Origin of the sequence: Synechococcus sp. H60.3 (assembly GCF_047462295.1) — a bacterium.
Classification (GTDB): domain Bacteria; phylum Cyanobacteriota; class Cyanobacteriia; order Thermostichales; family Thermostichaceae; genus Thermostichus.
Map to the genome: position 1 here is coordinate 46147 of NZ_JANSIY010000001.1, position 21728 is coordinate 67874.

At 61.4% G+C, this 21728-nt stretch carries 18 protein-coding genes; 10 read left to right on the forward strand and 8 right to left on the reverse strand.

What is annotated here, in order from left to right; translation table 11 throughout:
* Nucleotides 1–82 precede the first annotated feature (82 nt).
* The 3 genes from NW841_RS00210 to glyA form a co-directional block, all read right to left on the reverse strand.
* A complete protein-coding gene (locus tag NW841_RS00210; RefSeq protein ID WP_414384873.1) occupies nucleotides 83–652 on the reverse strand; it encodes a hypothetical protein in 570 nt (189 codons plus the stop codon).
* A 68-nt stretch (nucleotides 653–720) separates the two neighbouring features.
* Nucleotides 721–1818 (reverse strand): glycosyltransferase family 4 protein, encoded by a 1098-nt coding sequence (locus NW841_RS00215; RefSeq protein WP_414371058.1) that lies wholly within the window; start codon nucleotides 1816–1818, stop codon nucleotides 721–723.
* Nucleotides 1819–1842: 24 nt separating this feature from the next.
* Nucleotides 1843–3168: a serine hydroxymethyltransferase gene (gene glyA, locus NW841_RS00220; protein WP_414384875.1), complete on the reverse strand. Its 1326-nt coding sequence runs from the start codon at nucleotides 3166–3168 to the stop codon at nucleotides 1843–1845.
* Between the two features lie 227 nt (nucleotides 3169–3395).
* On the opposite strand from glyA, the gene psaM reads away from it, so the two are divergent.
* From psaM to purL, 3 genes are all read left to right on the forward strand, one after another.
* On the forward strand, nucleotides 3396–3488 hold the full coding sequence (psaM, locus tag NW841_RS00225) for a photosystem I reaction center subunit XII (protein ID WP_414332959.1): 93 nt from the start codon (nucleotides 3396–3398) through the stop codon (nucleotides 3486–3488).
* A gap of 162 nt (nucleotides 3489–3650) precedes the next feature.
* Nucleotides 3651–6074, forward strand: a complete 2424-nt coding sequence (gene recG / locus NW841_RS00230) for an ATP-dependent DNA helicase RecG (RefSeq protein WP_414384897.1) — start codon at nucleotides 3651–3653, stop codon at nucleotides 6072–6074.
* Nucleotides 6075–6085: 11 nt separating this feature from the next.
* A complete protein-coding gene (gene purL, locus NW841_RS00235; protein WP_414384877.1) occupies nucleotides 6086–8371 on the forward strand; it encodes a phosphoribosylformylglycinamidine synthase subunit PurL in 2286 nt (761 codons plus the stop codon).
* A 46-nt stretch (nucleotides 8372–8417) separates the two neighbouring features.
* Here purL and trxB read toward each other — a convergent pair whose 3' ends face one another.
* Nucleotides 8418–9851, reverse strand: coding sequence for a thioredoxin-disulfide reductase (trxB, locus tag NW841_RS00240; RefSeq protein ID WP_414384880.1), 1434 nt, complete (start codon nucleotides 9849–9851; stop codon nucleotides 8418–8420).
* Nucleotides 9852–10250: 399 nt separating this feature from the next.
* On the opposite strand from trxB, the gene glnA reads away from it, so the two are divergent.
* The 4 genes from glnA to NW841_RS00260 all read left to right on the forward strand — a co-directional run bounded on the left by glnA (nucleotide 10251) and on the right by NW841_RS00260 (nucleotide 15542).
* Nucleotides 10251–11675, forward strand: coding sequence for a type I glutamate--ammonia ligase (glnA, locus tag NW841_RS00245; RefSeq protein ID WP_414378704.1), 1425 nt, complete (start codon nucleotides 10251–10253; stop codon nucleotides 11673–11675).
* A gap of 144 nt (nucleotides 11676–11819) precedes the next feature.
* Nucleotides 11820–12536 carry a hypothetical protein gene (locus NW841_RS00250; RefSeq protein WP_414384882.1) on the forward strand — a complete coding sequence of 239 codons (717 nt, stop codon included), beginning with the start codon at nucleotides 11820–11822 and terminating at the stop codon, nucleotides 12534–12536.
* A gap of 58 nt (nucleotides 12537–12594) precedes the next feature.
* Nucleotides 12595–13323, forward strand: coding sequence for an SDR family oxidoreductase (locus tag NW841_RS00255; RefSeq protein ID WP_414384884.1), 729 nt, complete (start codon nucleotides 12595–12597; stop codon nucleotides 13321–13323).
* Between the two features lie 170 nt (nucleotides 13324–13493).
* On the forward strand, nucleotides 13494–15542 hold the full coding sequence (locus NW841_RS00260; RefSeq protein ID WP_414384886.1) for a cation:proton antiporter: 2049 nt from the start codon (nucleotides 13494–13496) through the stop codon (nucleotides 15540–15542).
* Between the two features lie 152 nt (nucleotides 15543–15694).
* Here the strand turns inward: NW841_RS00260 and NW841_RS00265 are convergent, their stop codons facing one another.
* The 3 genes from NW841_RS00265 to NW841_RS00275 form a co-directional block, all read right to left on the reverse strand.
* Nucleotides 15695–16186, reverse strand: a complete 492-nt coding sequence (locus tag NW841_RS00265; RefSeq protein WP_414384888.1) for a hypothetical protein — start codon at nucleotides 16184–16186, stop codon at nucleotides 15695–15697.
* A gap of 403 nt (nucleotides 16187–16589) precedes the next feature.
* Nucleotides 16590–17189, reverse strand: coding sequence for a recombination mediator RecR (gene recR, locus NW841_RS00270; RefSeq protein WP_414366137.1), 600 nt, complete (start codon nucleotides 17187–17189; stop codon nucleotides 16590–16592).
* A gap of 21 nt (nucleotides 17190–17210) precedes the next feature.
* Nucleotides 17211–17546: a YbaB/EbfC family nucleoid-associated protein gene (locus NW841_RS00275; protein WP_414366136.1), complete on the reverse strand. Its 336-nt coding sequence runs from the start codon at nucleotides 17544–17546 to the stop codon at nucleotides 17211–17213.
* Between the two features lie 185 nt (nucleotides 17547–17731).
* Between NW841_RS00275 and NW841_RS00280 the strand changes: the two genes are divergently transcribed.
* From NW841_RS00280 to NW841_RS00290, 3 genes are read left to right on the forward strand one after another with little or no spacing between them, the layout of a single operon-like run.
* A complete protein-coding gene (locus tag NW841_RS00280; RefSeq protein WP_414366134.1) occupies nucleotides 17732–18628 on the forward strand; it encodes a carbohydrate ABC transporter permease in 897 nt (298 codons plus the stop codon).
* A 14-nt stretch (nucleotides 18629–18642) separates the two neighbouring features.
* A complete protein-coding gene (locus tag NW841_RS00285; RefSeq protein ID WP_414384889.1) occupies nucleotides 18643–20151 on the forward strand; it encodes a UbiD family decarboxylase in 1509 nt (502 codons plus the stop codon).
* 21 nt (nucleotides 20152–20172) lie between these two features.
* The gene (locus tag NW841_RS00290; protein ID WP_414376227.1) at nucleotides 20173–21390 is read left to right on the forward strand and encodes an anion transporter; all 1218 of its coding nucleotides are present in this window, start codon (nucleotides 20173–20175) and stop codon (nucleotides 21388–21390) included.
* A gap of 36 nt (nucleotides 21391–21426) precedes the next feature.
* Here NW841_RS00290 and NW841_RS00295 read toward each other — a convergent pair whose 3' ends face one another.
* A complete protein-coding gene (locus NW841_RS00295; RefSeq protein ID WP_414376229.1) occupies nucleotides 21427–21669 on the reverse strand; it encodes a hypothetical protein in 243 nt (80 codons plus the stop codon).
* Between the last annotated feature and the right edge of the window lie 59 nt (nucleotides 21670–21728).

Consider the following 21728-nt stretch of genomic DNA (forward strand, 5'->3'; position numbering starts at 1 on the left):
GGCCTTGCTATGCTTCCCATCTCCCCTCTCCCTTTGGGAGAGGGGCTGGGGGTGAGGGCACCAGAGCGCTTTGTAGGCAACCTCACCGCAGGTGCAGTGGCTGGCGGACGGTTACCTCTGGTGCTTTGGCTTTGGGCAGAGGTTGGGTCAGGTGGCTGAGCTGAGCTTGCGCCTGCAGTTGTTCCTCAATCCAGTCGGCCAGCTCCCGCATGTAGAGGGCCACATGAATTGCCTGGTCGCGCCGCAGCGGCTCCACCCCTTTTGCAGCCAGGCGGGCCCGGATGACGGGATCGCTCAGCTCTTCCAGGGCGGCAAAGTCTTCCGGCCGGTCAAACCCCAGCTCTGCCATCTTCTCGAACACATATCCCAGCCGCAGGCCCGTGGTCTCACACTGGGCTTCCCAGGGATCCCTCAGGACAAGGGCAGCAGTGCGGTAGGCCGTTTGGGCAATGGAGCGCCAGGTGCCGCGGTGGATGCGCAGGCTAAGCTGCTGCTGATCCCAGCCCAGGGCTTCCCGCACCAGCAGGCCGCAATTGCAGCGGGTACTATCCCGCCAGCAGTACTCGCGATCCCAAAAACCCCAGTGCTGGGCCTGTAGGCGATCGGCGGTGCGGCGCAAAAGGGCCGCCAGCTCCGGTGTAGGACGCATCATCAAGGCGGCAGAGGAGATACCTTCCAGTCTAGGCAGGCGGGCGGCTGGGAACAACCCAGGCTTAATCCTTATTTTGAATTAACTGAATCTGTTGCTTGAACCTCGGTATCTTCAGCAGCCAAAGACCGTTGCCGCTGACGCTGGCGTTGCCAGGCCCCCCAGCTTACTCCCGCTAACAGCAGCGAGGCGCCGCCCAGGTAGGTGCCCCCTGCCGGCAGGCCGGCCAAGGCCAAGGCCAGGGATCCCCCCCAAAGGGTCATGGCGTAGATCAAGAGCACTGAATGCCGCTGCGACAGGCCGGCTTTGAGCAGGCGATGGTGCAAGTGGCCCTTGTCGGGATGAAAGGGGGACTTGCCCCTGGCCAGCCGCTTGAGGATGACGGCAGACATATCCAGGATTGGCACGGCGAGGATAAAAAACGGCAGGGCCACCGCCAGCGTGGTCACCCCCTTGGCCACCCCAATGACCCCGATCCCGGCTAGGGTAAAGCCCAAAAAGTAGGCTCCCCCATCTCCCATGAAGATCTGAGCCGGGTTGAAGTTGTAGCGCAAAAAGCCCAGACAGGCCCCTGCCAAGGCTGCCGCCAGCATCGCCGCCGCCGGCCGATCCAGCAGCAGCGTTACCATCAGCATCACGACTGCCGCGATCCCTGACACCCCTGCCGCCAGCCCATCCAGGCCGTCCATGAAGTTGATGGCGTTGGCCATCCCCACCAGCCACAGCAGGGTAACCAGCAGGCTCAACCACACCGGGAAGGGCCAGAGGCCAAGGCGCGGTAGGTTGATGAACTCAATGCGCACCCCCACTCCCCAAGCGGCGGCAGCCACCCCAAACTGCATCGCCAGGCGGGAAAAGGGCGACAACTGAAACAGATCGTCGGCCAGGCCAATCAAAAAAAACAAAACGCCGCCAATGGTTACCCCCCAGATCTCGTACTCCTGCTCGGTGCGCAAGCCGGCGAAGGCTCCGGCTCCCCAGAGCAAGAGTAGTGCCACCAGGTTGCCAAAAAAGATAGAGACCCCCCCTAGGCGCACCATCGGCTGCCGGTGGATCTTGCGCTCATCGGGAAAATCCAACTGGCCGCTGCGGATCCCGACCGCCTTCACCACCGGGGTTGCCCAGAGAACCACACAGGCAGCAGCCAAAAAGGCAACCAAGTAAGGCATGGCAAGCCGTAGCGGGGAGGGGGGTTATCCCAAGTGGGGGTAGAGCGGAAAACGGCGGCAAAGCTCGGCCACTCGCCGGCGGCAGGCTTCGAGCACAGCCAGATCCTCCGGTTGAAACAGGCAATCGGCAATAATTTCCCCAATTTCCTCAAATTCTGCCGCGCCCAGGCCGCGGGTGGTCAGGGCCGGGGATCCCAGGCGCAGGCCGCTGGCCACAAAGGGCGGCTGCGGGTCAAAGGGGATGGTGTTTTTGTTGGCAGTAATGTGGATCTCTTCCATCAGGCGATCCGCCCGCTTGCCCGTCATCACCGGATCCGCCGCTCCGTTTTTCTCCAGCACTGCCGAGACCGAGCGCAGATCCAGTAACATCAGGTGGTTGTCGGTGCCCCCCGAAACCAACCGGATGCCCCGTCGTTGCAGCGTTGCTGCCAGTGCCTGAGCATTGGCAATGACCTGGGCGGAGTACTGGGCAAAGCTGGGCTGCAGGGCTTCTCCAAAGGCCACTGCCTTGCCGGCAATGACATGCTCCAAAGGCCCCCCTTGGCTGCCGGGGAACACCGCCTTGTCCAGCTTTTTGCCCAATTCCGGGTCGCGGGTGAGAATCAGCCCCCCGCGCGGCCCCCGCAGCGTCTTGTGGGTGGTGGTGGTTACCACATCGCAGAGGGGCACGGGGTTGGGGTGGTGCCCAGTGGCCACCAGGCCAGCGATGTGGGCAATGTCTGCCATCAGATAGGCCCCCACCTCATCGGCAATGGCGCGGAAGGCAGCAAAATCAATTGTCCGCGGGTAGGCGGAGTAGCCGCAGATAATCAGCTTAGGCCGGTGCTGCAGGGCCAGATCCCGCACCTGGTCAAAATCAATCCGCTCCGTCTGCGGATCCACGCCATAGTGCACCACGCGGAACCACTTGCCAGAGACATTGACTGGCGAGCCGTGGGTGAGGTGGCCGCCGTGGGCCAGATCCATGCCCATGATCGTGTCTCCTGGCTGCAGCAGAGCCAAGAAAACCGCGAAATTGGCCTGGGCACCGGAGTGGGGCTGGACATTGGCGTGGGCCGCCCCAAACAGTTGCTTGGCGCGGTCGATGGCCAGTTGTTCGATCTCGTCGATAAATTCGCAGCCGCCGTAGTAGCGCTTGCCGGGTAGACCCTCCGCATACTTGTTGGTAAGCACCGAGCCCTGCGCCGCCAGGACAGCCGGCGAGGTGAAGTTCTCGCTGGCAATCATTTCCAGGTGATCCCGCTGGCGCTTGAGCTCTTGCTGGATGAGGCGGTAGACGATGGGATCCGTTTCGGCCAAAATGGCCAGGTTGTCCCGGGGAGTGGTTAGGCTGTGGGGGGCGGCTACCATGGTGACGCCAAGAGCAAACGTTGCAAAGAAAAAAAGGCCAGAATTACCCTGCGGTCGCAACAGCGTTGCGAAGCAACATCGTAACACAGGCCAGGGGATCCCGCAGCGGCTAAGCGCAGAACCAAAGGCCGCTTTGTAAAGAATGTTTTTGGGCCCCAGGTCTGGTCACCAGCCGGGGTAAAGTGAGGGGCAGGTTTACAGCACTGGGTTTGTTTTAGGAGTTGGCTATGACCGACGCGCAAGTTTTCACCATCCTGGCCATTGCCCTGGTGCCGGCAGTGATGGCCGTGCTGCTGGGATCCGCCCTGGCCCGCAGCTAGTTTCCATCTGGAAGAATAAGGTTGCTCTGGATCCGGGGGCCTGTCCTATAGAGCAGGCCCTTTTGAGTTGAGGCCCAGGGGCTGCGCCTGGGACGCTTTGCCATTGGCTAAAGTTGGATAAAGGATACTACCGGCAGCCAACCCAGAAGCAACTTGAGCCAGGTGGATCTACAGCGGGTTCAGCGCGCCCTTTCTCTGGAAGCAGAGGTGGGGTTTACCGACCTGCGGGGGCGAGAGCAGACCTTCTCCCAATTTTTGCAGAGCGTGTTTGGCCAGGATCCCCCCGCTGGCTGGATCCTGGATGGGGAAGAGCGACGGCGGTGGAAAGAACTGGGATCCCGCTATCGCCTCTACCCCCAGCTAGAGCTGCCGGAGCGGCAGCACCTGGTGGCGGAAACCCGCCGCTGGCTGGAGCGGCTGCGTCGCCAGCAAGAACAAGCCCACTCTGCTCCACCCAGCCCTGCTTTGCCCCTGCCCAAGGGCCTTAGTTTGGAGCAGCCGCTGCAATTTCTCAAGGGCATTGGCCCCAAGTCGGCGGAGAAACTGGCGCAACTGGGCCTGCACACTGTGCGCGATGCCCTCTACTACTTCCCACGGGATCACCTGGACTATTCCCGCCGCGTGCTCATCCGCCAGGCCAAGGTGGGGGAGACGGTTACCCTGGTGGGGACGGTGAAAAGCTGCAGTTGCTTTACCAGCCCCAAAAACCCCTTGCTGACCATCTTCAACCTCAAGCTTGCCGACAAAAGCGGCGTAGTCACCCTCAGCCGCTTCTACAGCGGGCGGCAATTTGCCCAGCGCAGTTGGCAGGCGGCCCTGGAGCGGCAATACCCCAAGGGGGCAGTGGTGGCGGCCAGCGGTCTGGTGAAAAAGGGCCGCTTGGGCTTGACACTGGAGAACCCGCAACTGGAGGTGCTGGGGGGAGAGGGCGAGGATCTGGAGAGATTGGGCAAGATTCTACCCGTTTACCCCCTCTCAGAAGGGATCCCCGCCGATCTGGTGCGCAAAGCCATCCAGCTTGCCCTGCCGGCAGCTGCCTTGGTGGAGGATCCCTTGCCGGAGCACCTGAAGCGGCAGTTGCAGCTGTTGGACTTGCCCCTTGCCCTGCAGCAGATCCACTTTCCCAAGACGCAAGAGCTGCTGGCCCAGGCCCGGCGGCGGCTGGTGTTCGACGAGTTTTTCTACCTGCAACTTAGCCTCTTGCAGCGGCGGCAGCGCTACCGCGCCCAGGCCCAGGCTGTCCCCCGCTACCAGCCAGCTAGAGGAGAGCTCTTGGACCGCTTCTACCAAATCCTGCCCTTCCAGCTGACTGCTGCCCAGCAGCGGGCCATCGACGAGATCCTGGCGGATCTGCGGGATCCCTTGCCCATGAACCGCCTGCTGCAGGGGGATGTGGGATCCGGCAAAACTGTGGTGGCGGTGGCGGCTTTGCTGGCGGCCATCCAGTCGGGCTGGCAGACGGCCCTCATGGCTCCCACGGAGGTCTTGGCCGAGCAGCACTACCGCAAGCTGGTGGAGTGGCTCAGCCAACTGCAAGTGCCCGTTGAACTCTTGACCGGCTCCACACCCCCCGCCAAGCGGCGCGAGATCCTGCGGCAGTTGCAGACCGGGGAGCTGCCCCTAGTGGTTGGCACCCATGCCCTCATCCAGCCGGCGGTGCAGTTTCGCAACCTGGGCTTGGTGGTTATCGACGAGCAGCACCGCTTTGGCGTCGAACAGCGGGCTGCCCTGCAACAGAAAGGGGATCACCCCGATGTCCTGACCATGACGGCTACCCCCATCCCCCGCACCCTTACCCTGGCCCTGCACGGGGATCTGGATGTTACCCAAATTGACGAGTTGCCCCCGGGGCGCAAGCCGGTGCACACGGTGGTGGCTCGACCGGGGGATCGCCTGCAGGTGGTGCGGCTGATGGAGCGGGAGATTGCCCAGGGGCGGCAGGCCTACGTGGTGCTGCCTTTGATTGAAGAGTCTGAGAAGCTGGATCTCAAGTCCGCCATTGAGGAACACCAGCGCCTGCAGGAGAAGGTCTTCCCCCAGTTCCGGGTGGGCCTGCTGCACGGGCGTCTGACCAGCAGCGAGAAGGACGCCGTCATAGAAGCTTTCCGCCGGCGGGAGCTGGATATCCTCGTCTCCACCACAGTGGTGGAAGTGGGGGTGGATGTGCCCAACGCCTCGGTGATGCTGGTGGAGCATGCTGAGCGCTTTGGCCTCTCCCAGCTCCACCAACTGCGGGGGCGGGTGGGGCGGGGATCCGAACAGGCCTACTGCATCCTGATGACGGGATCCCAAAGCGAAGAGGCCCTGCGCCGGCTAAAAGTCCTGGAGCAGTCCCACGATGGCTTTTTCATTGCCGAGATGGATCTGCGCTTCCGCGGCCCTGGGGAGGTGATGGGCACCCGCCAGTCGGGACTGCCCGATTTTGCTCTGGCCAGCCTCATGGATGACCAAGAGGTGCTGCAGTTGGCCCGCCAGGCAGCAGAGCAGCTCATTGCCCAAGACCCACAGCTGCAGCAGTGGCCCCGCCTGCGTCGCATACTGGAAGAACGCCAGGCCCGCCTTTTGGGGCCGGCTTTGTTGACCTAACCTTGGTGCCTATGCCCCCCACTCCTGAAGAGCTGAAGCTCCACGGCCTCTCCCCCCAGGAATATCACCAGATCCAGCAGCAACTGGGCCGGGATCCCAACCCCACCGAGCTGGCCATGTTTGGGGTGATGTGGTCGGAGCACTGCTGCTACAAGAACTCTCGCCCTCTGCTGAAAAACTTTCCCACTACGGGCGAGCGGGTGGTGGTGGGGCCGGGGGAAAATGCCGGCGTCATAGATTTGGGGGATGGGGACTGGCTGGCCTTTAAGATTGAATCCCACAACCATCCTTCAGCGGTTGAGCCCTTCCAGGGAGCGGCCACCGGCGTGGGAGGCATCCTGCGTGATATCTTTACCCTGGGCGCCCGTCCCATTGCCCTGCTCAACTCCCTGCGCTTTGGGCCGCTGACGGATCCCCGCAACCGCCGCCTCATGGCCAGGGTGGTGGAGGGGATCGCCCACTACGGCAACTGCGTGGGGGTGCCCACGGTGGGGGGGGAAGTGGCCGTGGATCCCTGCTACAGTGGCAACCCCCTGGTCAACGTCATGGCTCTGGGGCTGCTGGAGACGCCGGCGGTGGTGAAATCGGCAGCTCGGGGGGTGGGGAATCCGGTCTTGTACGTGGGCGCCCCCACGGGGCGGGACGGGATCCGCGGGGCCAGCTTTGCCAGCGCCGAGCTCAAGGAGGACTCCCAGCAGGATCGGCCGGCGGTGCAGGTGGGGGATCCCTTTCTGGGCAAATGTCTCATCGAGGCTTGCCTGGAGGCCTTTGCCACGGGAGCTGTGGTGGCCGCCCAGGACATGGGAGCGGCCGGGATCACCTGCTCCACGGCGGAGATGGCCGCCAAAGGCGGCGTAGGGATCCGCTTTGATCTCGACCGGGTGCCGGCGCGGGAAAGCGGCATGGCCGCCTGGGAGTACCTGCTTTCGGAGTCCCAGGAGCGGATGCTGCTGGTGGTGCAAAAAGGTCGCGAAGCGGAGGTGATGGAGATCTTCCACCGCTGGGGCCTGCAGGCCAGCGTGGCCGGAGAAGTCATTGCCGAGCCGCTGGTGGAGATCTGGCACCGCGGAACCTGCGTGGTGCAAGTGCCGGCGCGGGCCTTGGCCGAAGAGACCCCCGTCTACGTCCGCCCGCTGTTGCCAGAGCCACCGGAGTACGTCCAGGCAGCGTGGCAGTGGGATCCCGCCACCCTACCCCCCTGCAGTCGCGAAGGGATCCACCTCGATCAGGCAACCCTGACGTGGCAAGAGGTGCTGCTGCGGCTTTTGGCCCGCCCCACCCTGGCCAGCAAAGCCTGGATCTATCGCCAATATGACCACCAGGTGCAAAACAACACTGTCCTTTGGCCGGGGCAGGGAGATGCAGCGGTTATCCGCATCCGCTCGCAAAAGTTTGGCGTGGGCGAGGTGCCACCCCTGCAGGCTGCCCGCAAGGCCATTGCTGCCACCCTAGATGGCAATGGCCGCTGGGTATATTTGGATCCCTACGAGGGGGCCAAAGCCGCGGTGGCCGAAGCCGCCCGCAACCTCTCCTGCGTGGGGGCGGAGCCCTTGGCTGTAACCGACAACCTCAACTTCGGCAACCCGGAAAACCCGGTGGTGTACTGGCAGTTGGCCCTGGCCTGTCGGGGGATTGGGGAGGCCTGCCGTGCCCTAGGGACACCGGTAACAGGGGGGAACGTTTCCCTCTACAACGAGAAGGGATCCCAGGCCATCTACCCGACCCCCGTTATCGGCATGGTCGGTCTCATTCCGGACTTGAAGTTGGTCTGTGGCCAGGGGTGGCAGCAAGAAAGGGATCTCATCTACCTCTTGGGAGCCCAGGCTGTTACCAGTCTGGGCGGCAGCGAGTATTTGGCGGCAATCTACCACAAGGTCACGGGTCGGCCTGCCCCCGTGGATCTGGAGCTGGAAAAGCGCGTGCAAGCCGCCTGCCGCCACGGCATCCGGCAGGGATGGGTGCGCTCCGCCCACGACTGTAGCGAGGGAGGACTGGCCGTGGCTCTGGCGGAAGCCTGCCTCAGCGGGGGCCGCGGTGCCAGTGTCTCTCTGGCTCCCGGATCCCTGCGCTGGGATCAGGCCCTGTTTGGCGAGGGATCCAGCCGCATCCTCGTTTCTGTCAATCCAGCCCAGCGCTCTCCTTGGGAAGCCTACTTAGAGTCCCAGCTCCCCGGCCAGTGGCAACTGCTGGGACAGGTGGGATCCCCTGCCGATCCCTTGGCCTTGACGACGGCAGAAGGGGATCCCCTGTTGTCGGTCTCTTTGGCCGCCCTGCAGGCCGCCTACCACAACACCTAGCTCCCCTCTCCCGAAGGGAGAGGGGCTGGGGGTGAGGGGGACTACCTCAAGCTGATCTTGCTTCAGACAAATTGGCCTGGATCACCTCCCGATAGTGGGACTTGGGCTTAACGCCCACCACCTGCGCCACCAGCTCCTTGTTTTTAAAAAACTGCACCGTCGGCGTACAGGTGACCCCGCCGGCTTCAGCAATCTCCGGATCCTTCTCGATGTCGATCTCCACCACGTGCAGCTTGTCGGCAAACTCTTCGATGACCTTGTTCAGGATTGGCCTGAGGGCATGACAAGGGGCACAGGTGGGAGCGGTGTACTTGACCATCAGCAGGCGATTGCTTTCGTGGTAGAGCCGCCGCAGGGCATAGCTCCCTTCATGGCAGGTCTTACTGAAGTCCAGATCCTCGTGGCCGTTCTCCGCAAAGCTGGCTTCCGCCACCGCAGCTTCCCCCGGCGACTCCGCCTCGGGAGGAGCCGTGGCAGGGCTGGGCTCAGGATGGCTCTGAGGGACGACGTGATACTCTTGGGCTAAGCCGTGTTCTGAGAGCCAGCGCTCTGCCAACATGGCCGCCATACAGCCGGTGCCGGCAGCGGTGATGGCCTGGCGAAACTCGTGATCCTGCACATCCCCGGCGGCAAACACCCCCTCCACGCTGGTGGCTACCGATCCGGGGCGGGTGACAATATAGCCCACTTCATCCAGTTCCAGTTGTCCTTTGAACAGGTCGGTGTTGGGTTTATGGCCGATGGCGTAGAACAAGCCACCCACCGCCATCTCCCGGATCTCCCCTGTCTGGTTGTTGCGCACCTTCACCCCGGTCAGGCGCTGGCCGTCGCCCAGGACTTCCACCGCCTCGGTGTGCCAGTGCACCGTAATCTTGGGGTGGTTGAGCACCCGGTCTTGCATGGCCTTGCTGGCCCGCATCTTGCCACTGCGCACCAGCATGTGGACATGGGATCCAAACTTGGTCAAATAGGTAGCTTCCTCACAGGCGGTATCGCCACCGCCAATGACCACCAGCTCCACTCCCCTGAATATGGGCATGGCCCCATCGCAGACGGCGCAGGCGGACATGCCGCGGTTCCAGTAGGTCTCCTCCCCGGGCAGGTGCAGGCGCTTGGCCGTAGCCCCGGTGGCGATGATTAGGCTGTGGGTGCGCACTTCTCGCTCATCAGAGCGGACGACAAAAGGCCGCTGGCTGAGATCCACAAAGGTGACATCCTCGGGGTAGAGCTCTGCCCCCCACCGCTGCGCTTGAGCGCGCATGTTTTTCATCAGTTGGGGGCCGCTGATGCCCTCGGGAAAGCCCGGAAAGTTTTCTACCTCGGTGGTGGTCATCAGTTGCCCACCCGGGATCCCGCCCACCTGAAACCCCTCAAACACAACTGGCTTCAGGTTGGCCCGCCCAGCGTAAATGGCCGCCGTGAACCCGGCAGGGCCAGAACCAATAATCACCACATTCTCAACCCGACTTTGCTCTGTCATTCGATGTCGCTCCTTGCTGTTGCTGAAAACTAAACCAAACTCATAACGACTACGTTTTAGTCTAACACGAGCCGGTATTCTGAGCGAGGCTGGAGCTCGCTAGTCCCATTTTCGCTTTCCTCTAGCTAGGGAGACAGGGTTTGGCTTCTCCGACTTGTCTTTGTCCAGAGGACAACAGGGCAGAAACGCTTGGCTGAGGGGCGCAATGGCCAAGCCGTTGAGCAGAAGGCCAAAGCCAGGGCAATTTCGTATCAGAAGCTACAAAATGCTGATATCGGCCTTTCTAGGATGGGTGAGCGCTTTTGGCCCACTCAAGTCGAAGCGCGGGGATCCGCTGCCGGGATCCCGTCTACCTTAGGATTACCCCAGTCTCAATTGCAACCCAATCAGGAGAGAGTAATGGCATCCACGCCCCAAGAAGTGCTTCAGATGATCCAGGACAACAATGTCCAGATGGTGGATCTCAAGTTTGTGGATATCTTCGGCACTTGGCAGCACGTTTCCTTCCACCCTTCGATGCTTACGGAACAAGTTTTCAGCGAAGGGCTACCCTTTGATGGTTCAAGCATTCGGGGCTGGAAATCCATCAATGAGTCGGACATGTACATGGTGCCGGATCCCAAGACGGCCTGGATCGACCCGTTCTTGCAAGTGCCCACCCTCAGCCTTATCTGTAACATTATTGAGCCGCGCACCGGCCAGCCCTACAGCCGTTGTCCGCGGAGCCTGGCAGCACGGGCTGTGGCCTATCTGCAATCGACAGGGATTGCCGATACGGCTTACTTCGGGCCCGAAGCAGAGTTCTTTATTTTTGAAGATGTACGGTTTGACCAGACCCAAAACGCCGGCTACTACTTTGTCGATTCCATCGAGGGCCGCTGGAACTCAGGCCGGGAGGAAAAAGGCGGCAACCTGGGCTACAAGCCCCGCTACAAAGAGGGCTATTTCCCTGTGCCGCCCACCGATGCCCATCAAGACCTCCGCACCGAGATGCTGCTGACAATGGCCAAGTTGGGGGTGCCCATCGAGAAGCACCACCACGAGGTGGCCACCGGCGGGCAAGGGGAGCTGGGCTACCGCTTTGCCGATCTAATCACGGCTGCCGACTACATGATGATTTACAAGTACGTGATCCGGAACGTGGCCCGCAAGCACGGCAAGACGGTGACGTTCATGCCCAAGCCCCTCTTCAATGACAACGGCAGCGGCATGCACACGCACCAGTCCCTCTGGAGAGACGGCCAGCCCTTGTTTTACCAAGAAGGCAACTATGCCGATCTGAGCGAAACGGCTCTCTACTACATCGGCGGCCTGCTCAAGCACGCCCCAGCCATCCTAGCCTTTACCAACCCCACCACCAACTCCTACAAGCGCCTGGTGCCTGGGTTTGAGGCGCCGGTCAACTTGGCCTACTCGCAGGGCAACCGCTCCGCAGCCATTCGCATTCCAGTTACAGGCAAAAATCCCAAGGCCAAGCGGCTGGAGTTCCGCTGCCCCGATGCCACCTGCAACCCCTATATCGCCTTCTCGGCCATGTTGATGGCCGGCCTGGACGGGATCAAGAACAAGATCCACCCCGGCGAGCCCCTCGACAAGGATATCTACGATCTGGAGCCGGACGAGCTGGCCAAGATCCCCTCCACGCCCGGATCCCTGCTGGATGCTTTGGAAAACCTGCAGAAGGATCACGACTTCCTACTGGAGGGAGGTGTCTTTACCGAGGATCTCATCCAGACCTATATCGAGTACAAGATCGACAACGAGATCAACCCCATCAACCTGCGGCCTCACCCCTACGAGTTCGCGCTCTATTTCGACGCCTGATCGAGGTTTTCATCCAAAACATTCGTTCTCGAATGAGGTTTTGGAACGGGATCCCTTCTTTTGCTGAGGGGATCCTTTTTTTGTGCCCGCCTAGATACTCTAAGTAGGATCGCCAAAGTCTAGAGGTTGGAGGGAGGGTTTGCAATGGAATGGCTTATTCTTGTTCTGTTCTCGTTTTTTCTTATCGGCCTTCTGGCGCTTGTTGTCTATCTAGCTGACTATCTAGAGAAGAAGCGTCGGGAAGCTTTGGAGCAGGTGGCCAGGAGCCTGGGCATGTCGTTTTCAGCGGAGCTACCCGAAGGGATCCGCTCCCGCTTGCTTCAGGCAGGCTTTGAACTATTTGAACAAGGCTACGATCGACGTTTCTACAACTCAATGTCCAAGCGGCTAATCGATGGAACTGAGATCGGTGCCTTTGACTATCAGTACACCTATAAGTACCCCAGCGGCAGGGGCAAGAGTCGCAGGATTGTCTGGGGCAAGAGTCGCGGCACTCATTTCCAGTCTGTTTTCTGGGCCTATTGCGAAGATCTACGGCTACCTGATTTTCGGCTACATCCGAATATTCCCCTGTTTCATGACATTGCCAAAGCCTTTGGCATGCAAGATATCAACTTTGAGGGCCATCCTAAGTTTTCCCGCAGCTACCTTTTGCGCGGAGAAAATGAGGCCGAGATTCGCCTGCGCTTCCATCCTAGTTTTCTTAGTTTTTTGGAGCAGCATCCTCCTTGTTGCGCTGAGGGATCCGGGCCGCAGCTTATTGTTTGGCGGGACGACCAACAGGTGAGTCCAGAAAAAATGGCAGACTGGCTGCGCTTCGGGGAAGAATGGGTGCAACGACTGCGGCTGCATCGCGTTTAAATCGCCCCTCAAGGCCACTCCCTAGGTATGATGAGGGGAAGAGTTTAAAAAACGTAACGTGTCTTCCTCATTGTCCCAGGCGGTTGTTCTCATTACAGGGGCCACAGGGGGCATTGGCAGCGCCCTGGTGCCTATGTTGGCCCAGGCCGGAGCCCATCTGGTGCTGGCGGCGCGGCGAGAGGATCCCTTGCGCGCGCTGGCGGAGAAAGCGGTGTCGCTGGGGGCTGCCTCTGGGGTGGGGATCCCTACCGATGTAACGGACTATGCCCAGGTGGAGGCCCTTGTCAAGCAGAGCCTACAAAGGCACGGGCGGATCGACGTGTTGATCAACCTGGCAGGAGCCGGGATCCTCAAGCCTGCCCCGCAAATTACCCCTGCCGAACTGGAGCGAATGCTGGCGGTTAACCTCAAGGGCAGCTTCTACACCAGCCAACTGGCGGCCAACGCCATGCGGGAGCAAAAATCCGGCCACATCCTCAACTTCCCCGGCATTTTGGGCCGTCACCCTATGGCCATGGCTGCAGCTTACTGTGCTGCCAAATTTGGTGTGGTCGGCTTTAGCAAGTGCATGGCCGATGAGCTAAAGCGCTTTGGGGTGCGCTTTACCCTGTTTTACTTTGGCGGCATCGACTCACCCTTCTGGGATCCCATCAGCCTTAAGGTGCAGCGGGACAAAATGCTCAGCCCCGCCACGGCTGCCGAGGCCATTCGCTTTGTCCTCACGCTGCCTGCCAATGCCGTGCCCAACGAGGTGGTGCTGCAGCCAGAAAGCCACCAGTTTCTCTAAGGCTCGCCCAGTTCTGGGAATGGGGGGGATCCCGAGCTGCTGAAGTCGGGATCGCCAGCAGGGACTTTCCCAGCCTGGAAAGGGAGGGTTGAGGCGGGCGAGGTCTCCCCGTGGCTAGTTGGAAGGATTGCTTCCATAATTAGGGAGACGTCCAGCCAGGGGCCTGGCCGATGGAGGCCATACGCTCGCTTTTGCAAGAGGAGCCTATCCTCTCGTTTGCTCTACTGCTGGGGGTGATCCTGGTGGTGCCGCTGCTCTTTGAGCGGCTGCACTTGCCGGGGCTGGTGGGCCTTTTGGCGGCGGGGATCGCCCTGGGGCCGCAGGGGCTGAACCTACTGAGCTCAAAGCTGCCGACAGTGCAGTTGCTTTCGGATATCGGCGTGGTCTACCTGCTGTTTGTGGCTGGGCTGGAGATCGACCTGGAGCAATTTCGGCAGACCCGCAACCGCTCCGCCACCTTTGGCGTGTTGACCTTTGCCATCCCCCTAACCGTGGGCACTGCCATTGGGCGGCTATTTGGCTTCGGCTGGAACGCCGCCATCCTGCTGGGATCCCTGTTTGCCTCCCACACTCCCCTGGGCTACCCCATTGTCAGCCGCTATGGCCTGGTGAAAAACGAGGCGGTGCTGGTCACCATCGGCGGCACCATCTTCACCGACATTGCCGCGCTGCTGGTCTTGGCAGTCTGTGTCGGCATCCACGGCGGTGAGTTTTCCCTCTGGAGCTTGGTGCGGCTGCTGGGATCCCTGCTGCTGTATGGGGCTGCGGTCCTGTTTGGGGTGGACTGGCTGGGGCAGCGGTTTTTTCGTGTAACCGGCAGCGAAGAGGGCAACCAATTTTTGTTTGTGCTGCTGGCTCTGTTTGTGGCAGCTCTGGGGGCGCAATGGATTGGGGTAGAGAAGATCATCGGCGCCTTTCTGGCAGGGCTAGCCGTGAACGATGTGCTGCGGGAGGGCTCCGTCAAAGAGAAGATCGTCTTTGTCGGCAGCATCTTGTTCATCCCCGTCTTTTTTGTGGATATAGGGCTGTTGCTCGACCTGCGCGCCTTTCTACAAACCCTCAGCTCCCTTTGGCTGATACTGAGTATCCTGCTGGGGTTGACTCTAAGCAAATACGCTGCCGCCCAACTCTGTCAGTGGCTCTACCACTACACCCCGGCGCAAAAGCTGATGATGTGGTCGCTTTCCTTACCCCAGGTGGCGGCCACCTTGGCAGCAACCCTGGTGGGGTACCGCGTGGGGTTGCTCAATGCAGAGGTGCTCAACAGCGTGGTGGTGTTAATGCTGGTTACGGCCACGCTGGGCCCAATTTTGACCACTCGGGCGGCTACGCAGATGGCCAGGGAGGAGGAACAGGGCCGACTCCCGTCTGGGGCAGGGGTCTCTGTAGCGCCGCCTCCCCAGCCCTACGTGGTCGTGGTGCCCCTGGCCAATCCCGAAACCGAGGAAAACCTGCTGGAGATGGCCTGCCTCCTGGCCAAGCACGAGGGCGGGCGGGTGGTTCCCCTCGCAGTGGCGACCGGCCACCTGCACATGGACTCTCCCTTGCTGCAGGACTCTCTAGAACACGGCGAGGGTCTGCTGCGGCGGGCAGTGGAGTTTTGTCAGGCCTTGGGAGTAGAAGTTACCCCCCTCAGCCGCATCGACAGCCACGTTGCCCAAGGGATCAGCCACGCCAGCCGTGAGCAGAACGCCAGCCTCATCGTCATGGGCTGGAGCGATCCCACCCGCTTGCGGGCCCGCCTCTTCGGCAGTGTCATCAACAGTGTCCTCTGGGCTGCCCATTGCCCGGTTGCCGTGGCGCGCCTGCTCCAGCCCCCTCACAAGCTGCGGCGGATCCTGGTGGCGCTGGAAAACTTTCGCTCGCAGGCGGCTCGGGCAGTGCGCTTAGCCGAGATCTTGGCTGCCGCCAACCAGGGAGAGGTTACCTTGCTCCACATCTGCCTCGCCAGCACCCCCGAAAGCGATCGCCAGTGGCTGGAGGCGCAGCTTTTGTCCCTGGCCCAACAGCCAGACTTGGGCTACCCCGTCCAGGTAAAAGTCTTGGCCAGCGACGAGGTCGTCAAAGCTCTCTTGCAGGAGGCCCAAGGGTTTGACCTGGTGGTGTTGCCCTCTTTTCGGCGGCGTAACCCCAGCGGGAGCCTATCCTTCAGCGACACGACCACTCGCCTCCTAGAACGCCTCACCTGCTCTTTGATCATGATTGGGGAGCCCCTCTGAGGCCTACAGGGATCCCTTCTTTGCCCGACAGCGCAGCTTTCCTTATCACACAGCGGGGCGGCTTGGTAGCCCCGTACTTAAGTGCGGGGCGAAAAAGCCCGTAAGCAACTTTGGTTGCTCATCAGACGTGGTAGCGATAGCTGCTAGCGGGCCTAGAAAGGCTGATGGGTGTGGGGGTGCTGCTTGATGTTGTCGGCATCCCTCACTTCCATTACTGCGTTGAGAATTCGCCGCGGCTCAGCGCTGAAATGGAGCTTGAACACCCCCCTCTCTGGCGTGCAGACCTGGTGCAGGGGGATGTGACAAAATTGGGGCTTGCTGCGGTACGTACGGGCCGCCGCTTGTAGCCGCTCCACAAAACCTTCTCCCAGCACCACCCCTGGCGGGAAAACATCGGCGGGCAAAGTCGGGATCCCGTTATCGACAACTTCTGCGTAAGTAGTGGCGTAGAGAAGGCAGTAAGAAGTGCTGCGGCGCTCTTGGGCGAGGCAATCCAGGGCGGCGGCGGGAACCGGCTCGGCCACCAACACCTCCCTGAGGCGACCGTCCTCATCCCGTTGGAAGCAAGAGGCCACTCCCAGAACTACATAGTCCAGCCCCTGGACGGGGCCTGAGCTGAGGTGAGTTTGCGCCGTATCCGCCATCGCTGCCCCCTCCGCATTGCTGGTTGAACTTTACTTGACCTCAGGTAAGTACCGGGATCCCATGACAAAACCCCTTGTCCTCACCTTAGCAACAACTTCGGGGTTGGACATCGGAGGCTTACTCTGGGGCAAACTCAGCCCGCAGTTGCCTAGGCGTGAACGCCTCCCGACACTCATCTTCGTTGAGTAAACGCAACTTAGATAGAGTACGGGCTTCACGCTTCACAGACTTGTTTGTCCAGAGGTCTCAGCGTGCTGCCACCGTGCGACCCACGGCGGGAAACTCTCCGGAGATTTAACTTGTTCTCCTCAAGTGTAGGACGAACGGCTTTCATCCCGACACTGATTTACTCTTGAGTAAGCACAATTCACAAATACAGTGCGGGGCTTCCCGCCGATTAAGCTAAAACTCCTGCCGCGCTTCTAGGGCACGGGCCAGGGTGACCTCGTCGGCATACTCCAGCTCGGATCCCATGGGCAGGCCAAAGGCCAGACGGGTCATGCGCAGGCCGGGGGCAACCGGCTTCAGGTAATCCTTAACCACGTGCATGGTGACCTCCCCCTCCACGCTGGGGCTGAGGGCAAAGATGAGCTCCTGGGGCTTTTCCCGCGCCACCCGGGCCACCAGCTCGCGGATGCGCAACTGCTCGGCCCCGATCCCGTTCATGGGCGAGATCAGGCCTCCCAAAACGTGGTAAAGGCCCTTGAACTCGCGGGTGCGCTCCATGGCGATGAGATCCTTGACATCGGCCACTACGCACCAGGTGGAGGGATCCCGCTGCGGCGAGCGACAGATCTCGCAGGGATCTTCCGCCGACCAGTTGAAGCAGACGGAGCAGTACTTAACGGTTTGCTTGGCCTCCAGCAGGGCTTTGGCCAGGGCCTCGACCTCGCTAGCGGGCCGGTTAATTAAGTGCAAGGCCAGGCGCTGAGCTGTTTTGGAGCCAATGCCGGGCAACCGCTGCAGCTCCTCGATCAGGCGAGCCAAAGGGCGAGTGTACATAGGAAGCCAGGCTGGCCGGGATCAGCCCAACCCCAACCCCGGCAGGCTAATATTTCCGGTCAGCTCCTCCATGCGTTTGCGCATCGTCTCGGCAGACTGGGTGTAGGCGTTCACCATCGCCGTTAGGAGCAAGTCCTCCACCACATCCACCGGCTCCTGGAGTACTTGGGGATCCAGAGAGACCTTGAGGGGCTCCTGGTTGCCGTTCACCGTCACCTTCACCAGCCCATTGCCGGCCTCGCCGACGATCTCCATTTCTTCCAGCTCTTTTTGCAGTTTTTGGGCACCGTCGCGCACCTCTTGGGCTTTCTTGAGGGCTTCCTGAATTTTGCCGAAGGGACCAAAGCCTCGGGTCATGGGATCCTCTTTCAGACACTGCTGTTCTACTCTACTCCTTTCCTCTCGCCGGTATAAAGTACCCGCCAAGCTGGGAACCCAGGTCAGATCGGCCTTTTTAGCCTGGGGTTAATCCTGACGAATTATCCTCAACAGAGAGGGCAAAAGCTCCCCCTGCCCCTCAGCGTCCTCTGCCTGGAGGTGTCATGGCTCAACTGTTGCAGGATCCGCAGTCGCTAGCCGCCCAGCCCAGCCCCGTGGGCCAAAAGTCTTCTCCCTTGTCCTGGCGGCGCTGGATCCCGGAGCGCTGGTATGTCCACCTGGGCCTGTGGCTGGCCTGTTTGGCGTTGGGGTTTCCGGTGTTGTATGCCCTGATCGTGAGCACCCAAAACAACGCCGAGGTGTTTCGCTATCAATTGACCTTTGGCTCTTCGTTTGCCTTTAACTGGCAGCAGGTGATGGTGGCGCGTCACCTAGGCCATTACATGGTCAACAGCGCCATCGTGGCGACGGCCATCACAGTGGGCAAGACGGTTTTGTCGCTGTTGGCGGGGCTGGCCTTTGTCTACTTTCGCTTTCCAGGCAAGGGGCTGGCCTTTGGCTTTGTGCTCATGACCTTGATGATGCCCACAGAAATCTTGATCATCGCCCTGCTGAGGCTAGTTACCAACTTGGGCTGGGGATCCACCTACTACGCTTTGATCGTGCCTTTTCTGGCCAGCGCCACGGCTACATTTTTGTTTCGCCAACATTTTTCCAACATCCCGCGCGAGCTGGCGGAGGCAGCCCAACTGGACGGGGCAAACCCCTTGCAGTTTCTCACCCAAGTGCTGATCCCCCTGAGCTGGAACGCCATCGGGGCCCAGGCGGTGATTCACTTCGTCTACGCTTGGAATATGTACCTGTGGCCCCGCTTGATCGTGCAAGGCCGGGAGCGACAGGTGGTGCAGGTGGGGCTGCAATCTCTACTCAACTTGGATAGCTCCGCCTCCTATGGCCCCATGATGCTGGGGGCGATCATCGCCAGCATTCCGCCGCTGGTGGTGTTTATTGCCCTGCAAAAGCCTTTCATGAGCGGCCTAGCCCTCAGCCGCGACAAGTAAACTGTCCCCAACTCATGCCCAGAGATCTGCGCCGTTTTATTGCCCTGCTGGAGTCCCGTGGCCAGCTTCGCCGCGTCGCCGCGGAGGTGGATCCCGATTTGGAAATTGCCGAGATCGCCGATCGCCTTTTGGCTTGCGGGGGGCCGGCGCTGCTGTTTGAGCGGGTGAAGGGATCCTCGATGCCGCTGCTGATCAACGTTTTGGGCACGGTGGAGCGCATCTGCTGGGCGCTGGGGATGGAGGAGCCGCGGGAGCTAGAGGAGCTGGGGAAAAAGTTGGCCTTGCTCTACCAGCCGCGCCCGCCAAAAAATTTTGCCCAGGCGGTGGAGCTGGGGCAGGCGCTGTTCAGCGTCTTCAAGGCTAGGCCCAGCCGGGATCTGCTCCCCCCCTGTCAGCAGGTGGTGCTGCTGGGTGAGGCGGTGGATCTCACCCAACTGCCCCTGCTGCGGGTCTATCCTGGCGATGCCGGACGGGTGCTGACCTTGGGGCTGATGGTTACCAAAGACCCGGAAAACGGCATCCCCAACGTGGGGGTGTACCGCCTGCAGCTGCAAAGCCGCAACACCATGACGGTGCAGTGGCTGTCGGTGCGGGGGGCGACGCGGCACCTGCGCAAGGCGGCAGCCCTGGGTCGGAAGCTGGAAGTGGCGGTGGCCATCGGGGTGGATCCCGCCGTGATCCTGGCAGCAGCCACGCCCCTGCCGGTGGATCTCTCGGAGTGGCTGTTTGCCGGTCTCTATGCCGGGGAAGGACTGCCGCTAGCCCGCTGCAAGACGGTGGATTTGGAGGTGCCGGCCCACGCGGAGATTGTCCTGGAGGGCACCATCACGCCGGGGGAGGTGGCCCCCGACGGCCCCGCCGGGGATCACATTGGCTACTACGGCCCTCGCAACGAGCAGGCTCCCCTCATTCGCTTCCACTGCCTCACCCACCGCCGGGATCCCCTCTACCTCACCACCTTCAGCGGCAAGCCCCCCAAGGAAAACGACATGATGGCGCTGGCCCTGAACCGCATTTACACCCCCATCCTCAGGCAGCAGGTGCCGGAGATTGTGGACTTCTTTTTGCCCATGGAGGCCCTGGGCTACAAGGCGGCGATTTTGTCCATCGACAAGGCCTACCCCGGCCAAGCGCGGCGGGCGGCCCTGGCTTTTTGGAGCGCCCTGCCCCAATTTAGCTACACCAAGTTTGTCATCGTGGTGGACAAGGACATCAACGTGCGGGATCCGCGGCAGGTGCTCTGGTGCCTGTGTTCGCGGGTGGATCCGCAGCGGGATGTGTTTATTCTGCCGGACAACCCCTTTGACGCCCTGGACTTTGCCACCGAAAAGCGGGGCCTGGGGGGCAAGATGGGGATCGACGCCACCACCAAGATCCCGCCGGAAACGGACACCCCTTGGCGGCAGCCCCTGGCTCCGGATCCGGAAGTGGCCCGCCGGGTGGATCGCCGCTGGGCCGAGTACGGTCTGGCGGATCTCAAGCTGCAGCCGGCGGATCCGCGCCTGTTTGGCTACGAGTTCTAGGGAGGGCTAAGAGGCTGGCAGGTGCAACAGGCACTCTCTTGGGTGGTGCTGATCCTGAGCTATGTCGGGCTGGGGCTGGGATCCCTGCCCCGGTTGCGCATGAACCGGGCCACGATTGCCCTGGTGGGATCCGCTTTGCTCATTGCCCTGGGAACGGTGCCGCTGCCGCAGGCCTGGGCAGCCATCGACCCAACCACAATTGTCTTTCTCCTCAGCATGATGGTGGTGAACGCCAGCTTGTCTCAGGGCGGCGCCTTCCAGTTGGCTTTGCTGGGCCTAATTCGGGTTAGCCGCAGCCCCTTCGGGCTTTTGCTTATGCTGGTGTTTGGCAGTGGGCTGCTCTCGGCCTTTCTCCTCAACGATACCCTGGCGCTGGTGTTTACCCCCCTCACGCTGCAGGTAACCACTGTGCTGGGGCTGAACCCCATTCCCTATCTCTTGGGCTTGGCGGCAGCCACCAACCTAGGGTCTGTAGCCACCCTGAGCGGCAACCCGCAGAACATCCTCATCGGCTCCTTCTCCGGGATTGGCTACCTGGAGTTTGCCGCCCAGATGACCCCGATTGCCGTGGTGGGGCTGCTGCTGGAGGTGGGGCTGCTGTGGCTCTACTACCCCGAGGTGCGCTCGCTGCAGCCCTTCATCCATCAGGCGCCTTGGACGCCGCTGCGCCTCTACCCACCCCTGTTGCGCAAGAGCGTAGCCATTACAGTGGCGCTGTTTGGGGCCTTTGTGGCCGGCTTGCCCCTAGCCGAGTCGGCCCTGCTGGCAGCAGCCCTCTTGTTGATTACCCGCCGGCTGAAGCCGGAGCGGTTTTTGGGGCAGGTGGACTGGAATCTGTTGGTGATGTTCTCTGGGCTGTTTATCCTGACACGGGCAACCCGAGAGCTGCTGGCCGGCTGGGGACCCAGCCTAGGGCCCTGGGCGGAGCAGGTGGCGGGATCCCCGTTGGCGCTGCTGGCTGCTGTTGCCCTCCTGTCCAACCTCATCTCCAACGTGCCGGCAGTGCTGCTGCTGCAGTCGCTGCTCCCGCTGCAGGGGACGACTGCCTGGCTACTCCTAGCTGCCGGCTCCACCTTGGCGGGCAATCTGACCTTGTTTGGGGCAGTGGCCAATTTGATTACCGTTGAGGCGGCAGCCAGAAAGGGGTATGTGTTGACCTTTGGGGAGCACCTGCGCTTTGGTCTGCCCCTAACGCTGCTGACTTTGGGCTTCAGTGGCCTGTGGCTGGGCCGGCCTTGAGCCTGTGATTTCCAACAAGAGGGACTAGAGAAATGCCTATGGCGTGGCGAGGGCAGCCAAAAGCTCATCTGCCAACAACACTGCCGTGTAGACCAAAGCCTGTCGCTGCTCAGGCGAGAGATCGCCAATGGCGGTTTGGGGATTGCTGAGCATGCCCTGCAACACCCTGATGGCCACGTATTCCCGTTTGGAGACGCCAGGGCTAGAGATGGTGGGGTTATCCAGGGAGAACTTCTGGTGGTGCTCGAAAGGAAAGGCGTATTCAGAAGCTACCGGCATGGCTTCACTCCAAACCTGCACTCTACGCTGCGCTTGGCCTATTTTCGCATTGTCCCTTG

Coding starts and splice junctions, on each gene's coding strand:
- recR (WP_414366137.1), bottom strand. CDS start 17,189: ATGTACACTCGCCCTTTGGCTCGCCTGATCGAGGAGCTGCAGCGGTTG.
- glyA (WP_414384875.1), bottom strand. CDS start 3,168: ATGGTAGCCGCCCCCCACAGCCTAACCACTCCCCGGGACAACCTGGCC.
- NW841_RS00265 (WP_414384888.1), bottom strand. CDS start 16,186: ATGGCGGATACGGCGCAAACTCACCTCAGCTCAGGCCCCGTCCAGGGG.
- NW841_RS00295 (WP_414376229.1), bottom strand. CDS start 21,669: ATGCCGGTAGCTTCTGAATACGCCTTTCCTTTCGAGCACCACCAGAAG.
- NW841_RS00215 (WP_414371058.1), bottom strand. CDS start 1,818: ATGCCTTACTTGGTTGCCTTTTTGGCTGCTGCCTGTGTGGTTCTCTGG.
- NW841_RS00250 (WP_414384882.1), top strand. CDS start 11,820: ATGGAATGGCTTATTCTTGTTCTGTTCTCGTTTTTTCTTATCGGCCTT.
- NW841_RS00260 (WP_414384886.1), top strand. CDS start 13,494: ATGGAGGCCATACGCTCGCTTTTGCAAGAGGAGCCTATCCTCTCGTTT.
- trxB (WP_414384880.1), bottom strand. CDS start 9,851: ATGACAGAGCAAAGTCGGGTTGAGAATGTGGTGATTATTGGTTCTGGC.
- NW841_RS00210 (WP_414384873.1), bottom strand. CDS start 652: ATGATGCGTCCTACACCGGAGCTGGCGGCCCTTTTGCGCCGCACCGCC.
- NW841_RS00285 (WP_414384889.1), top strand. CDS start 18,643: ATGCCCAGAGATCTGCGCCGTTTTATTGCCCTGCTGGAGTCCCGTGGC.
- NW841_RS00275 (WP_414366136.1), bottom strand. CDS start 17,546: ATGACCCGAGGCTTTGGTCCCTTCGGCAAAATTCAGGAAGCCCTCAAG.
- NW841_RS00280 (WP_414366134.1), top strand. CDS start 17,732: ATGGCTCAACTGTTGCAGGATCCGCAGTCGCTAGCCGCCCAGCCCAGC.
- purL (WP_414384877.1), top strand. CDS start 6,086: ATGCCCCCCACTCCTGAAGAGCTGAAGCTCCACGGCCTCTCCCCCCAG.
- glnA (WP_414378704.1), top strand. CDS start 10,251: ATGGCATCCACGCCCCAAGAAGTGCTTCAGATGATCCAGGACAACAAT.
- psaM (WP_414332959.1), top strand. CDS start 3,396: ATGACCGACGCGCAAGTTTTCACCATCCTGGCCATTGCCCTGGTGCCG.